Source organism: Nocardia jinanensis, from assembly GCF_014645735.1.
Lineage (GTDB): Bacteria > Actinomycetota > Actinomycetes > Mycobacteriales > Mycobacteriaceae > Nocardia > Nocardia jinanensis.
Genome location: NZ_BMMH01000004.1, coordinates 361972 through 376543, shown reverse-complemented (window position 1 = coordinate 376543; position 14572 = coordinate 361972). Strand labels below are relative to the sequence as shown.

At 66.1% G+C, this 14572-nt stretch carries 13 protein-coding genes; 9 read left to right on the top strand and 4 right to left on the bottom strand.

Annotated elements, in window-relative coordinates; genetic code table 11:
* Window positions 1-172 precede the first annotated feature (172 nt).
* Together IEY68_RS12960 and IEY68_RS12955 are read left to right on the top strand one after the other, a co-directional pair.
* On the top strand, window positions 173-1162 hold the full coding sequence (locus IEY68_RS12960) for an aKG-HExxH-type peptide beta-hydroxylase (RefSeq protein ID WP_058853946.1): 990 nt from the start codon (window positions 173-175) through the stop codon (window positions 1160-1162).
* A 182-nt stretch (window positions 1163-1344) separates the two neighbouring features.
* A complete protein-coding gene (locus tag IEY68_RS12955; protein ID WP_058853947.1) occupies window positions 1345-2202 on the top strand; it encodes a hypothetical protein in 858 nt (285 codons plus the stop codon).
* A 197-nt stretch (window positions 2203-2399) separates the two neighbouring features.
* Here IEY68_RS12955 and IEY68_RS12950 read toward each other — a convergent pair whose 3' ends face one another.
* Window positions 2400-3242: a helix-turn-helix transcriptional regulator gene (locus tag IEY68_RS12950; RefSeq protein WP_058853948.1), complete on the bottom strand. Its 843-nt coding sequence runs from the start codon at window positions 3240-3242 to the stop codon at window positions 2400-2402.
* Between the two features lie 101 nt (window positions 3243-3343).
* On the opposite strand from IEY68_RS12950, the gene IEY68_RS12945 reads away from it, so the two are divergent.
* Entirely contained in the window at window positions 3344-4072 is a 729-nt protein-coding gene (locus IEY68_RS12945) for an SDR family NAD(P)-dependent oxidoreductase (protein WP_058853949.1), read from the top strand.
* 125 nt (window positions 4073-4197) lie between these two features.
* On the top strand, window positions 4198-4599 hold the full coding sequence (locus IEY68_RS12940) for a hypothetical protein (RefSeq protein WP_058853972.1): 402 nt from the start codon (window positions 4198-4200) through the stop codon (window positions 4597-4599).
* A gap of 283 nt (window positions 4600-4882) precedes the next feature.
* Here IEY68_RS12940 and IEY68_RS12935 read toward each other — a convergent pair whose 3' ends face one another.
* Window positions 4883-5722 carry a helix-turn-helix transcriptional regulator gene (locus tag IEY68_RS12935; RefSeq protein ID WP_058853951.1) on the bottom strand — a complete coding sequence of 280 codons (840 nt, stop codon included), beginning with the start codon at window positions 5720-5722 and terminating at the stop codon, window positions 4883-4885.
* A gap of 237 nt (window positions 5723-5959) precedes the next feature.
* Here IEY68_RS12935 and IEY68_RS12930 point away from each other — a divergent pair, with 237 nt between their 5' ends.
* A complete protein-coding gene (locus IEY68_RS12930; RefSeq protein WP_058853952.1) occupies window positions 5960-6904 on the top strand; it encodes an SDR family oxidoreductase in 945 nt (314 codons plus the stop codon).
* 246 nt (window positions 6905-7150) lie between these two features.
* On the top strand, window positions 7151-8257 hold the full coding sequence (locus tag IEY68_RS12925; RefSeq protein ID WP_063001091.1) for an epoxide hydrolase family protein: 1107 nt from the start codon (window positions 7151-7153) through the stop codon (window positions 8255-8257).
* A gap of 48 nt (window positions 8258-8305) precedes the next feature.
* Here IEY68_RS12925 and IEY68_RS12920 read toward each other — a convergent pair whose 3' ends face one another.
* Window positions 8306-8974 (bottom strand): TetR/AcrR family transcriptional regulator, encoded by a 669-nt coding sequence (locus tag IEY68_RS12920; RefSeq protein ID WP_058853954.1) that lies wholly within the window; start codon window positions 8972-8974, stop codon window positions 8306-8308.
* 155 nt (window positions 8975-9129) lie between these two features.
* Here IEY68_RS12920 and IEY68_RS12915 point away from each other — a divergent pair, with 155 nt between their 5' ends.
* The 3 genes from IEY68_RS12915 (at window position 9130) to IEY68_RS12905 (ending at window position 12186) form a co-directional block, all read left to right on the top strand.
* Window positions 9130-9825, top strand: coding sequence for an SRPBCC family protein (locus IEY68_RS12915; RefSeq protein ID WP_058853973.1), 696 nt, complete (start codon window positions 9130-9132; stop codon window positions 9823-9825).
* 159 nt (window positions 9826-9984) lie between these two features.
* A complete protein-coding gene (locus IEY68_RS12910; RefSeq protein WP_058853955.1) occupies window positions 9985-10452 on the top strand; it encodes an SRPBCC family protein in 468 nt (155 codons plus the stop codon).
* Window positions 10453-10641: 189 nt separating this feature from the next.
* Window positions 10642-12186 (top strand): acyl-CoA carboxylase subunit beta, encoded by a 1545-nt coding sequence (locus IEY68_RS12905; RefSeq protein WP_058853956.1) that lies wholly within the window; start codon window positions 10642-10644, stop codon window positions 12184-12186.
* A 154-nt stretch (window positions 12187-12340) separates the two neighbouring features.
* Here the strand turns inward: IEY68_RS12905 and IEY68_RS12900 are convergent, their stop codons facing one another.
* Window positions 12341-14254, bottom strand: coding sequence for a hypothetical protein (locus tag IEY68_RS12900; RefSeq protein ID WP_189094230.1), 1914 nt, complete (start codon window positions 14252-14254; stop codon window positions 12341-12343).
* Window positions 14255-14572: the final 318 nt, after the last annotated feature.

Sequence of the window (14572 nt, the reverse complement as noted above, 5' to 3'; positions counted from 1 at the left end):
GGGTCTTTATCACCACGATTCTGGAGTGATGCCATGTTCGATAAATCAGTGAATGTCGATCTGTCTCTCGACGATATGGACGGATTCAGCAATATTTATGGTGGTATCGTCGACGAAGACAGTGTCCACGAGGCCGGCGGCCGATAGTTCGCGGACCTGATCGGAAACCGATATGACTCTCCGTTCGGCGGCAACTCCACTCGACGGCGATCTCGGCCGCTGGCTCCCGTCGCCGGACGGAGGGCGGGCGCTCCGGCGCCTCTACAGCACAGCCTTGAACCAACAGGTCGCCGACACCTGCATCGCCCTCCTCCACCCCGGGGATCCGCGGCTCGCGACCCGCGTCGAAACCCTGCTACCGGCTCTGGCCGACTCCGACTGGACCACACCGGGACTCGCTCACGCCCACTTCGTGGGTTTGGCCGACGAGCGGAGCCGGCTCGCCACGGCTCACCGGGCGGTGGCGCAACTCGAGCGGATCGTGGCCGGGCCGCCTCCGCCACTCGATCTGGCCACCATCGGCGATACCCCGCCCCGGTGGGTGGAATACGCGCTGGAGAAATTCGTCGACGATCAGCGGCGCAACGACAGCCTCTCGGTCGAGCTGGAATCCGTGACACCCGGACCGGCGACCCTCGACGGCACGCGAAACGCGCTCACCCTGCTGGCCGGCAGCTGGCCGGAGATGGGCGGTGTCACCGAAACCCTGGTGCGGGAGATCCGCTGGACGAAGGGCTCGGCCCGCGCTTCCTCATCGGCCACCCTGACCCAGATATACGGGGCCGTATTCCTGCGCGCCGGACTCACCCGGCCCGTCGTGCTCTACGAGCTTCTCGTCCACGAAGCCACCCATCTGGAGCTGGTAGCTCGGATGGCTGTCGACAAGCTGCTCACCAATGGATCCGACCGCGCCCCTTCCCCGTTCCGGCCCGTCGCTCGCCCGCTCACCCGGGTACTGCACGCGACGCTGGTCGCCGCACGCCTCGCGGAAGCGATGCGCCGTTATCGCCCTGACGACGATCGGGAACGAGCTCTCGTGCGGCAGCGACAAGAACAGTTCACCGCCGATCTCACCATCGGGCTGGCGACCCTCGCCGAACACGGACGCTGGACGCCGATCGGCCACCAGTTCTTCACCGATCTACGACGCACCCCACGATGAGCCCCGCGAGTCGGCCACGGTGGCAACTCCGCGCGGCGGCAGCATTGCGGCGGCCGTGCACAGTGGACGCACGACCTACAGAGGCGGTGCGGTAAACAATGTTCGGCCCTTCGAAACTCATTCGAACATGCCAGGTCCTCCCCGACACGCTGACCTGGAACCTCGGTAGGGCGGCCTCAGCGATGGCGAGCGGTACGCGTTCCCGCGCCCAGGTCCTGCACGGGGTGGACGGGGTGGTCGACGCCTTGAATACGAAGGGAAGCCGGGCAGCGTCCGGCCCGATGAGTGGCGGCGCAGTTCGGGAAAAGAATCCGGCCACATCGGCATTCGATCCCAGCCGGCCGGTCGGTATCCACAATCTGCCCCCGCGCGAGCAACTGAGATTCACCGATCTGCACCATAACAATGCTTTCCTCGTCGCCTACGACAGCACTCCGGTCGGCATCTACAAATGGCGCGAGAACGAGAAGTACACCGAAAACGAAGCGCATGCCTACGATGCGAGCCTCTTACTGGGGTTGAGCGTTGTCCCACCCACCAGGACTTTCGTCGGACCACTGGGGAAGGGCTCGTTCCAGGAATACGTCCTGAACCGAGGCGGGTCCCATGACACCAGGAGCCCGGCCGGACAGGAGGTCGGCGCCTTCGACTACATCATGGCCCACGCCGATCGAACATCGGACAATGCCCTGGCACTGGTGCGTCCGCGGGGGAAGATAGCCGCGACCGACAACGAACTCATCATGCAGGAGCGGGTGCCGGTCGGGAACGGGAACATCCTCGTCTCGGGCTTCGTCGCGGACAACGTGAATCAACCGCTCGACGCATCGCTGCTCGGCACACTGGGAAAAGTGGATCCGGAAGCTTTCAGCCGAGGTCTGCAAGCGATGGGATATTCACGGGACGGCGCCGACTGGTCCGCGGAGCGACTCGTCGAGATACAGCGCGAAGGAATGATCACCGGCGCGGCCTGGGGCGGACCGATCATCCGCACTGGTGAGCGGCCCATCTACTTGTCGGCGCAGGGCCGAGTCCTATGACCGGTGTGGTTATATCCGACGGCGGCGGCGACACACGATGGCTGCCCCCTCTGCGAGTCCGCCGAGTCCAGATGTCCGGCGACGAGTCCGACATCCGGGCCGGCTCGGCAAAGTCCATCACCCGAACATCGGCCGGGTGCGGCGGAGTGCGGGGGCCGATATTTCGCAGATGTCGTTGCCGAGTGATATGCCTGCGCTCAATAGGTGAATCGTTCGATCCCCGTGATACGCATGAGGTCCATCGCGGTGGCTTCCGGTGTGTCCGGCGGGGCCGAGTAGATGACGAACGTCTGGTCGGTGTCCGGTACCAGAAGGGTGTCGCAGTCGAGAGTGAGCATGCCGAACTCGGGGTGGTCGATCGTCGCGGTCGTGGCGCGGATCGAACCGGACCGCCCAGCGCACCACAGATCATCGAACCATCCACTGCCGGTGCGTAACTCGGCGACGAGACGCATGAGATCCGGATCTTCCGGATACCGGGCCTGCGCCGTGCGGAGACAACCCACGCAGTGAGCGGCGGAATCCGCCTCCTCTTCCGGCGTCCGTACGACCCGGTCGAGGCCGCCGCCGAGGAATCGCTGCCAGATGAGGTTCCGGCGGGGCGGCGGCCATTCGGAGAAGTCTCCGAGCAGCGCGGCAGCGAGTGGGTTCCACACGAGCACATCCGATTTGGCCGATAGCACCAGCACCGCGTGGCCGGTGATCCGGTCCATCGTCCGGAGCGCGCTGGAACTCACCAGTGTCGGGACATATCCCTCGTGCGGCGGTTCACAGCCGCTGAGCCGGAACACCAGATCGCGGTCTTCGTCGTTGAAGCGCAGGGCACGGGTCAGCGCGCCCAGCACGTGCGCGGAGGGTTTCGGCCCCCGTCCCTGCTCGAGCCGCACGATGTAGTCGACACTGAGCCCCGCCAGGTGGGCGACCTCTTCACGCCGCAGTCCGGGAACCTGACGGCGCTGTCCCGACGGCAGTCCGACATCCCCGGGTTTGATCCGGGAGCGCGCGGTACGCAGCACGGACGCGAGCTCGGCTCTGTTCATTGTTCCATCGTGCCCTCGGTATCCGATCGACGGAATGGTACTGCCGGTCCCATGGGTGAGCGGTCCTGGCGAGACGGTTCGACGATCGCGATGCTGCAGGTATGACAACTACCGCGATCGCGACGACTGTTCTGGTCACCGGGGCGAACAAGGGGCTGGGGCGAGAAGCCGTACGGCGGTTCGCGACTATGGGCTGGCAGGTGTTCCTGGCCGCGCGAGACATCGACCGCGGCACCACGGCAGTACGAGAGTTGACTCGGGCGGGCTTGCGAGCAGAATTCGTCCCGATGGACGTCACCAGCGACGAATCAGTGGAGAAGGCCCTCGATCTCGTGACGACTCGCACTCGGCAGCTGGACGTCCTCGTCAACAACGCTGGTGTCGGTGGGCCGTCGACCCCGCCGGCGGAGACACCGGCCGACGACCTCGGGGCCGTGTTCGAAACCAACGTCCTCGGCGCTGTTCGGGTGACGAACGCGTTTCTGCCGCTGCTGCGCGCCAGCCCGAATCCCAGGATCGTCATGGTGTCCAGTGGGATGGGATCCATAGCGACCATGACCGACCCGGCCCTGGCCGGCCTCGTGCGGCCCACGCTCGGGTACCCGGCATCGAAAGCCGCGCTCAACATGATCACCAGCCAGTATGCTCGCGCTCTCCCCGATATCCGGATCAATGCCGTCGACCCCGGTTACACGGCGACCGACCTCACCGGTCACACCGGCTTCCAGACGGTCACCGAGGGTACAGATGCCATTGTCGATCTGGCCGGCATCGAGTCCACCGGGCCCACGGGTGGCTTCTTCGACCGCAACGGTCGCACCCCATGGTGATCGGCGATCACTCCGGCCGGCGACCGGGCCCGCGAACCAGGCTGATCGTAATAGGCGTCGCGCTACTGATCGTCGCGGTCACAGCTGTATTCATCCGGATTTCGAAACAGGAGGACACAGACACGATGAATGTCACCAGCGGGACGACGACCATATTGTCCGTCGGGTTACACCCCACCGCACTCGACTACAGTCGGATACCAGGTCTGGACGAGGAGACACTCACCGCGAGGATCGCCGCGGGAGATCGCGCGTTGCACGATGCGGGGCTCGATGTGGTGTCGTGTCTGCTACCCGCAGATCCCGATACAGCGGAAACCGTACTCCGCGGGTGCGCTGCGGACACGCCCTTCGCGGTCGTGATGATCGGCGCCGGGTTGCGGGTGAGTCCCGAGCACACTCTGCTGTTCGAGCGAATCGTCAATGTGGTCAACGCACTCTCGCCGGGAGTGAAGTACTGTTTCAACACCTCGCCCGAAACAACTCTCGACGCGATACGCAGATGGGTGCAACCGAAAGTCCGGTGACCGGACGCCGGCCGGGTCGGGCCGGCCTGGACACTACAGAACCCGGGTGTGACGGCACCGATCATCGGGGCCCGTACCCCGCGGCCGGAGGACGATCTGGGCGCCCGGAGGTCGACTTCACCGACCCCCGACCGGCCCGCCACGACGAGGCCGGCGCGATCGAACTCGGCTTCCCGCACCCTATGCTCGCCAGTGATCACATCCGGAATATGACCGCCGGCGACCTGCGAATCGAAACCCGCGGCTGATGTATCGGTCGAACTCGGGCCCGCGCAGTTCGGCGTCAGCCGAGTACCTGCGCTCCGATAACGGATAGCACCTGGAGTTTGTCGTAGCTCTCGCTGCCGGGGACGGCGGTGTACACGAGAAGCATATGCGCCTGGCCCGGGTCGACGAGCCGCTGACAGGTCAGCTCCAGGGGGCCGACCTCGGGGTGGACGAAGTGCTTGACATCGCGGGGGCGTATCCCGATCTCGTGGTCGTCCCACACCCGCCGGAACTCCGCGCTGCGCGCGAGGAGCAGGTCGGCGAGTTCCGCGGCTCGGGAATCGGGGCCACGGAGGGTGGCGATCTCGCGCAGCCCCGCGGTGTACATCCGGGTGAGAAACGCATGTTCTTCCGGCGCGTAGAACTCCCGGGCGGCGGGGTCGGTGAACCATCGGAAGCCGATACTGCGGGCGGGCCCGGTGTAGCGGGTCGAGTCTCCGGTGAGCGTGACACCCATCGGAGACTGCCGCAGGGTCTCGCCCAGTTCGGTGACTATCTCGGCGGGTGTGTCGTTCAGGCGATCGAGGACGCGCAGCAAGCCGGGGCTGATGTGCTCGCTGTACACCCCTCGTGTCGGCGGGTTGTGGCCGGCGAGACGGAACAGGTGATCCCGCTCGTCGAGCGACAGGTGCAGCCCCTGGGCGATCGATACGAGCATCTGGGGCGACGGCTGCGGACCGCGTCCCCGCTCGAGCCGGGAGTAGTAATCGGCCGACATATGGCACAGGGCCGCGACTTCCTCGCGCCGCAACCCATCGGTCCTGCGACGTGGGCCGCGCGGGAGACCGACATCTTCGGGTTGCAGTGCCCCACGCCGATTACGGAGAAACTCCGCCAGCCCGGTGCGGTCGATCATGGCGCTCCTTCTACTCGGGTCCTGCTTCGTTTCTACCGCCCGCGAGCAGCGGTATCCACGGATCGCCGATCCCCCCGTCCGCGTCGACAGGTGACCTGGCGAACCTGTGATCGAGAGGTCCTGGATAAGCCGCTGCTCTCGGCCCACGCTCGATGACGTGGCCCGGGTGTGGAAGCCGACGAACGACCCGGGCGGCCCGAGCGCGCCACAGCCCACACCGATACGAGGAGCAGAACAATGCCACGTCGACCCATCGATATCACCGTGCCCGACCTGTCCGGAAAACGCGCGATCGTCACCGGCGCCAGCGACGGGATGGGAACGGGTATCGCCGCGCGACTGGCCGGGGCCGGCGCGGAGGTGATCATGCCCGTCCGGAACCCCGGGAAGGGCGAGGACGCGATCGCGAGGATCCGGCAGCGTCACCCGGACGCGAAGCTCTCGCTGCGCAGTCTCGACCTGTCTTCGCTGGCGTCGGTCGTGGCCCTCGGCCACGCCCTGCGTGAGGAGGGGCAGCCCGTCCACCTCCTCGTCAACAACGCCGGAGTGATGACCCCGCCGACCCGGCAGACCACGGCCGACGGGTTCGAGCTCCAGTTCGGCACCAACTACCTCGGCCACTTCGCCCTCGTAGGGCATATTCTTCCGCTGCTGCGCGCCGGCCACGCCCGGGTGACCTCACAGATCAGCATCGCCGCGCGGAGTGGCACGATCAACTGGGACGACCTGAACTGGGATCGCGGCTACAACGGGCAGCGCGCCTACAGCCAGTCGAAGATCGCATTCGGCCTGTTCGCTCTCGAGCTGGACCGCCGTAGCAAGGCCCGTGGCTGGACCATCACGAGCAACCTCTCCCACCCCGGAGTAGCCCCGACCAGCCTCCTGGCCGCCCGCCCCGAGCTCGGCCGGAACCGCGACACCCCCCAGGTCCGCCTGATCCGGGCGCTCTCGGCCCGTGGCATCCTGCTCGGCACCGTCGACACCGCGACACTGCCCGCCCTCCTGGCCGCGACCGACCCCGGCGCCGAAGCCGGCCGCCTCTACGGACCCGGCGGCCCCGGCCACCTCGGCGGCCCGCCCGCCGAACAACGGCTGTACCCGCCGCTGCGCAGCGCCGAGGACGCCGCTCGCATCTGGGAGATCTCCGAGCAGCTCTCCCGGACCACATTCCCCATCGACTGACCGCGGCGCTGCCACCGGAGCGGGGCGCACCGCACCCGGTGAAAATGGTGCCGGTGTCGTCCCACCGCCGCTCGTCGGGTAGACGAGCGAAGCGGGTGAACAGATCGGCGATCTCGAAACGGTCGGCGGTCCGAGTAACGGTGGAACACGGCATCGAGCACGCGTCACGAGTCCGGACTTGAAACGGAACGGAATATTCCGCTATAGTAATGACGGAAGGAAACATTCCGTTCCAAAGGAGAACTCATGAGCGCCATCCACCCCTTCGTTGTCGATATTCCGCAGCCGGATCTGGACGATCTCCGCGAGCGTCTGGCCCGGGCTCGCTGGACGCCCGCCCTGCCGGGCGCGGACTGGAGCCGCGGAGTCCCGGTGGATTACCTGCGCGGGCTGGCCGACTACTGGAGGGATGAATTCGACTGGCGCAAGGCCGAGGCGGAGCTGAACCGGTGGCCGCAGTTCACCACCGAGATCGACGGTCAGCGGATCCACTTCAAGCACATCCGCAACGAGCGGCCGGAAGCGAAAGCGCTGTTGCTGCTGCACGACAACCCGGGTGGCGCAATGGGTTTGCTCGATGTGATCGAGCCGCTCTCGCGCGACTTCCACCTGGTGATCCCGTTCATGCCCGGTTTCGGGTTCTCCACTCCGCTGACCGATACCGGCTGGACCGTGCCGCGCACCGCGGCCGCATTCGCCGAGTTGATGACACGGCTGGGCTACGACCGGTTCGGCTCGCACGGCGGTGGAGGCGGGGCGAACCTGTCCCTCGAACTGGGCCGCCAGGTGCCGGACCGGCTGACCGGCCTGCACGTCAACGCCTACGTCGCGATGCCGGACGAGAACGTCGACGGTCTGACCGAGGACGAGCAACGACGGATGGCGACGATCGACACATTCATGCGGGACGGGATCGGGTTCAACATCATCATGTCGACCAGACCGCAGACCATCGCGCACGGTCTCGACGATTCGCCGATCGGGTTGCTGGCCTGGGTGGTGGAGAAATTCAAAGAGTGGAGCGACCCGCAGGCCGACCTGCCCGAACAGGCGATCTCCCGGGACCGGATGCTCACCGATGTCAGCGTTCAATGGTTCACCGCCACATCGGGCTCGATCGCACAGAGCTACCACGACCTGGCCCACGACCCGACAGCGTGGGCGCCCAAGCCGCAGGTGACCGTGCCGACCGCGTTCGTCGTCGCGGCGGGCGATGTCACCGTCCGCCGATTCGCCGACCGCGACACAACGGTGGCCCGCTGGACCGAGATCGACAAGGCCGGCGCCTACCTGGCCCAGGAGCAGCCCGCACTCCTCGTCGACGATATCCGGGCCTTCTTCGGCGACCGATGAGCACCGGGGAGGCATGATCCGCTCGGTGGTCGCGGGGCTCTCGGCGGTTCAGGACCCGGACGAGCCTGTCGGGCCGGCGGGAAGAAGGGTGTTCAGCTCGTCGGCGAACAGGAGGGCGGGGTCGAACTCCATTCCGGTGAATTGACCGGCGAGTTCGAGGGAGAGGACGCCGTGCAGCCGGGTCCAGAAGGACAACGCGCGGCGCAACGTCGACGCCGGTACAGAGGCGTCGCCCGCCCATCGGCGATAGCTTTCGAGGTGGACGTCGAAAGGTGTCGGCTGCGGCGCCGGAGGTAGTGCGGAGAAGGCCGTGAGCAGCACCACCATGATCCGGTTCGAGATCGCGGTGGTGTCCTCGGGTGCGTGGTAGCCGGGGAGGGGCGTGCCGTAGATGAGGAAGTACCGCTGCGGGTCGCGCAGGGCCCAGTCCCGCACCGCGTAGGCCAGGCCGGATACGCCGGACCCGGAGTCGAGTTCGGCTTCCAGGGCGTCGGCGAGGCTTCGGTAGGCGTCGCGGATGAGTTCGGTGATCAATTCGTCGCGACTGGCGAAATAGCGGTACAGGGCGGGGCCGCTCATACCCACCTGTTTGGCGATCGCATTGAGCGACAGCGCGGAGACACCGGCCGTGGCGATCTGCTCCCACGCGTACTGCTTGATCTCCTCGCGCACCTGGGTCCGATAGCGCTCGCGCGAACCCGTTGCCCTGGCTCCCATCGTCGGCCTCCTTGTGTCCGGTCATCGTCTCCGCACTTGTTAGACCCTATCACTTTCACTATTGACACTCACACAAGTTCGTTATAGCTTCTAACTAATCCGAGTGGCACTAACTCGGAGGCAGTCGGCTCAGGCCCATGAAATGAGGAGTGACCATGTCCAATTCGCAGATCCGCCGCCGGTCCGGTAAGCGCCGCGCCCTGTTCCTGATCCCGCTCGCGGCGGTCGCGCTGACGGCCGTCAGCGCATGCGGCAGCGATGACGACATTCGCCCCGCCGAGGCCGGCCGGGCAGCACCGAGCGCCGCGCCCACCGGCTCCGCCGCGCCCACCGACCCGGCGGCTCTCACGTGCCAAGGGCAGGGCATCGACGAATCCGCCCCGATCCACTACCGCGCGGAGACGGTGATCAACGCACCGTTGAGCACTGTGTGGAACCTGCACACCGATGTCGCGCGCTGGTCCGAGTGGCAGCAGGCTGTCGCGACCATCGAGCGCCTGGATCAGGGCCCGTTGCAGCCGGGCTCGCAGTTCCGGTGGACCACTCCGGTACCGGCCACCACCCTCTCCCCCGCCACCACACTGTCCATCACATCCTCGGTCCAGCAGCTCGAGCAGAACAAGTGCATCCGCTGGACCGGCCCCGCCGTCGGCGAGGGTGTGCACATCGACAACGGCACACACGTCTGGAACTTCACCGAGGTCGACGGCGGCGTCCTGGTGCGCACCGAAGAGAACTGGAACGGCGCACAGGTCGAGGCGGACGTACCCACCTCCACCGGCTTCCTCGGCGCCGGTCTCGAGACCTGGCTCGCCGAGCTCAAAGCCACCGCCGAAGCCCACCACGGATAGATACGCCCCGACTCGGACAGGCCCGGCTCGGTAGGACGGCCGGCCCGGTGCCCGTGAAGGGTGGATCGCCTTGCGACACGGTGCGATCCACCCTCGCCGCCGCGGTACGAGCCCCTGCCGGTCGACGGCCACATGACGATTTGTGCGAGGGTGGTTCTCATGAGTGAAGAACGGTTCGAGGTCCAACGCGAGATCGCGGCCCAACCGGCCGAGATCTTCGCCCTGCTGTGCTCGCCCGCAGGTCATGTGGCGATCGACAGTTCGGGCATGCTCCAGTCCGCGGAAGGCGAGCTCGTCACCGCTGTGGGGGACGAGTTCGTCGTGCATATGGATCGTGAATCGCTCAACGACTTCCCTATGGGGAAATACGACGTCACGGTGATCATCACCGCGTTCGAACAGGGCTCCCATATCGAGTGGACGATCTCCGGAACAATCCAGCCGCCGATCGAACACCGCTACGGCTACCGCTTGGCGCCCAGCGAGATCGGCACCCTGGTGACGTCGTACTACGACTGGAGTCAGATCGCGCAGCCCTACCGGGAAGCGGGAATCTTCCCGATCATTCCCGAGGCCGGACTGCGGGCCACTCTCGGCATCCTCGCCAGAACCGTGGAGAACAGGTAGCCGGGGGGCGGCCGATCTTCCCGCACTGACGGGTCGACGCCATCCGCCGACACGGTGCACGACCCGTTTTCGGTCCGCGGAAAGCAATCGGTGAGAGCTCACAAACCCGGACGATCACGGGTCCGGGTACGGTGGCTACCGCCCCCGATCCCGGTGCGGTATTCCTGCTGACAAAACTGGAAGTTATAGATGAGTTCTACCGCCGAAAAACTTGCCGACCTGCGAAAGAAGCTCGAGATCGCGCAGGAACCGGCCGGCGAGGCGGGAGCCGCCAAACGAGCACGTAAAGGCATACCGTCCGCCCGCGACCGCATCGATATGCTGCTGGACCCCGGTACCTTCATCGAAGTCGGTGCTCTCGTGCGCAATCCCGCCGACAAGGACGCCCTCTACGGCGATGGTGTGGTCACCGGGCGAGGCTTGGTCGACGGCCGGCCCGTCGCCGTGTTCTCCCATGATCAGACCGTGTACGGCGGCACTATCGGCGAGATGTTCGGCCGCAAGGTCGCCGCGATCATGGCACTCGCGGGGAAGATGGGCTGCCCGCTGATCGGTATCAACGACTCCGGCGGTGCGCGGGTCCAGGAGGCCGTCACCTCGCTGCGCTGGTATGGCGAGTTGGCGACCATGATGGAACCGCTCTCGGGCGCAGTGCCGATGGTGTCGCTCATCCTGGGCAACTGCGCGGCCGGTGCGGTGTATCAGCCGATCTGCACCGATGTCGTGGTCGCCACCGAGAGCGCGCATATGTTCGTCACCGGACCCAAGATCATCGAGGACGCCATCGGCGAAAAAGTGGATATGGAGGAGCTGGGCGGCGCCTACAACCAGGCCGGCTACGGCAATATCCACCATGTCGCCAAAGACGAGCAGGCCGCCTTCGCGTGGGTCCGCAACTATCTGAGCTACCTGCCGTCGAGCGCCGTCGAGCTCCCCCCGGTCGTGAATCCCGGACTGGAGCCGACGGTCACCGAGTCCGATCTGACGCTCGACACGCTCGTCCCCGATTCGGACAACGCGGTCTACGATATGCACGACGTGCTGTTGCGGATCTTCGACGACGGCGAGTTCCACGAGATCGGTGCGGCCGCCACCAAGAATCTGATCACCGGGTTCGCCCGCGTCGACGGCAAGCCGGTGGGTGTAGTCGCCAACCAGCCGACCGTACTGGCGGGTGCGCTCGACGCCAAGGCCAGCGACAAGGCCGCGCATTTCATCCATATCTGCAACGCCTTCGAGATCCCGCTGGTCCTGGTGGTCGACACCCCGGGCTTCCTCCCCGGCGTGGAACAGGAGAAGGTGGGCGTCATCAAGCGCGGCGGCCGGTTCCTGTTCGCTTACGTGGAAGCCACCGTCCCGAAGGTGACCGTGGTGATCCGTAAGGCCTACGGCGGCGGATGGGCCGTTATGGGCGCCAAGGCCCTCGGCTGCGATATCTACCTGGCCTGGCCCACCGCCCGCATCGCGGTCATGGGTGCCGAAAGCGCCGTCGGCCTGACCCAGCGCAAGGTCCTCGACGCCACCCCCGAGGAACAGCGCGAGGGATTGCGCCGGCAGATGATCGACTTCTACAACGCGACCGTCGCGACCCCGTGGATCGCGGCCGAGCGCGGCTACATCGACAGCGTGATCGAGCCGTCGGCCACCCGCCTGGAACTCCGGCGCGCGCTGAACCTGCTGCGCGATAAGAAGGTCATCCGCTACCCGCGCAAGCATCACCTGCTGCCGCTGTGAGACAGGTTCCGAACCGGCGCCGACTCGGCGACGCCGGTGCCGGTTCGGAATGCCCGGCGACGACCGTCCCGGGCTCTCAGGAGTAGATGCCGGTCGCGTACGGGCGTGCCGAGAACGCGTGCCCGAGACGGTCGGCGGCACTTCCGGTTTCCGATCAGACGGGCACGGTCGTATCACCGGACTGGTCGCCTGTCGTCGGCACAGCAGCTCCTGCGTCCCGCCCCTCCGACGCGGGCGGTTCGATTCCGGGAGGGTGTCCGAAACCGGCGAACCGGCCGAGCTCTCCCGCACCCTCCGCCATAACAGCCTCGATCGGCGTCAGCTCGCCCTTGATGATGACATCCACCTTGCCACCGTCGGGGTGGCCTTCCTCGTTCTGAACCCGCATCATCGCCGATCCGTTGTCGAATGTGATGACGTCGCCGCTCATCAGATCGTTCGGGTCGACCGGTTCCAAGATCTTCTCGTCGGCCCATTCGGCGTCTGTACCGGTGTAAGCAGCCTTCGCATCGGTAGCGCTCTTGTTGCCGTATGCCCTTTCGTAGGCGGCGGCGACGCTTGCCGACACCGTCTCGGTCACGCCGTCTCCGGTGTGGGTGTACACGACGCTCCGACGGTCGTCTGGAGGCCCCGCGGGAGAGGAAGGCAGAACAGACCGCGGGGCGGTCTCACCGGCTTGCCGTCCTGGATCCGCCACCGATGTCTCATCGGCCGACGCCTGACGGGACCACGGCGTGGTGACCGCCTGTTGCGCGGGTGGCGGCAAGGTGATGGGCTGCGCTCCCCGACTTGGATCGGAATCGTGATACCGATCGGAATCGTTTTCGCTACCTTCGTCCGGACCGGGATCGGCCGGCCCGGGATCCGACAGATTCGACAACATCAACGGCAGTAACAGACTGGCCGCATCGAATCCTTGTCCCCCGCTGAGCGGAGTTCCGAGGGCGGCTGGGTCTGTTCCGAAGCTCCCCGGGGACGGCAGGTTGTTCTGGGCACGGGCGTTCTCTTCCGAAAGGCCACTCGATGAGTCGCCGTCGAAGCCGATGCCAGAAGCAGAAACGGGGTCGGAACCGAGTGCTGATCCTGGCTCGACACCGGTGGGCACCGCGGCACCGCCTCCCACATAGCCCGGACCGGCAGCAGCACCCACCGAACCCACATCACCAGCACCCACCGAACCCACATCACCAGCGCTATCCCCCGAAACCTGATCACCAGCGCCGTCCGAATCCGCATCACCAGCGCTGTCCCCCGAACCCGCATCGATAGCAGCGCTGAAACCGACAGCAGCTGCGGCCCCGGCCGCTATGCCAACGCCAGCGAGACCGACCGACCGCAAATTGGCGGCCCTCTTATCCTTCTTCTCCTGGCTTTCCTGCCCCTTGTCCCGCTCCTTCTGCTCCTTGTCCCGCTGCTTCTGTTCCTTGCTCTGCTCCTTGTCCCGCTGCTTCTGTTCCTTGCTCTGCTCCTTGTCCCGCTGCTTCTGTTCCTTGCTCTGCTCCTTGTCCCGCTGCTTCTGTTCCTTGTCCTGCTCCTTGTCCTGCTGCTTCTGTTCCTTGTCCTGCTCCTTGTCCTGCTGCTTCTGTTCCTTGTCCTGCTCCTTGCCCTGCTGCTTCTGTTCCTTGTCCTGCTGCTTCTGCTCTTTGTCCTGGCGCTCCTGCCCCTCGCTCTTCTGCCCGGGTCTCTCCGGGCGGTCCGGAATCTTCATCCCCTGCGCCGCGATCAAGACTTGTTGCGGCTGCTGACTTCGCCGCTCTGCCAGACGTTCCTGTTCCTTCGTCAGTTCGCCCTCCAACCGTCCGATGTCTCGCTCCAGCCCGCTCTGCTGCTTCGCCAGTTCTCCCACCATCCACTCGACGTTCTGCTGCGCGCCTTTCAGATCCCGCAACCCGGCGGCGGTCCGGTCGTCATAACGAATTTCCAGATCCTGTAACCGCGACTCCGCTGTCACCCGGCTCTGCTGATCACCGGCACGGGCCGCCCCGGACCTGTCCTCCGGTGTGACGTCACCCCGCAGCTTCCCCAGCTCCGCGCGCAGCTCCTCCCGCCGGAGTTTCAGCGCCTCCACCCGATCCCGCGCCTGCTGTCGCCGATTCTCCGAATCCCGCAATTCCCTGATGCGCTGCGGACTGTTGGCAACCTCCCACGGCTGCGCTCCCCAGGCCCTCCGAGCTTCGACAATGTCCTCGACCTCGGCGTTGAGCCTGCGGTGCTCCAGCTCGGCTCGATCCAGCCTTTCGGTGCGGAGTCCTTCCCACGCATTCGGGCGCTGTTCCAGTTGTTGCGCGAGCTTCCACCGCTTTCGCTCCATGTCCCGCAACCTGGACCGCATCGCTGCCTCTCGAGTGAAATCCGACAACGCCCGCCCAGAGGGCGTTCTCCCATC